This is a genomic window from Lacisediminihabitans profunda, assembly GCF_008040105.1.
GTDB lineage: Bacteria > Actinomycetota > Actinomycetes > Actinomycetales > Microbacteriaceae > Lacisediminihabitans > Lacisediminihabitans profunda.
On record NZ_VRMG01000059.1, the window covers coordinates 1 to 213 of the forward strand.

At 51.2% G+C, this 213-nt stretch carries 1 rRNA gene; it reads left to right on the plus strand.

Annotation, left to right across the window (positions count from 1 at the left end):
* A 16S ribosomal RNA gene (locus FVP33_RS19045) occupies positions 1 to 213 on the plus strand; the annotation flags it as partial.

Below are 213 nucleotides of genomic sequence, written 5' to 3' on the forward strand. Positions count from 1 at the left end.
TTGGGCGTAAAGCGAGCGCAGGTGGTTTATTAAGTCTGGTGTAAAAGGCAGTGGCTCAACCATTGTATGCATTGGAAACTGGTAGACTTGAGTGCAGGAGAGGAGAGTGGAATTCCATGTGTAGCGGTGAAATGCGTAGATATATGGAGGAACACCGGTGGCGAAAGCGGCTCTCTGGCCTGTAACTGACACTGAGGCTCGAAAGCGTGGGGA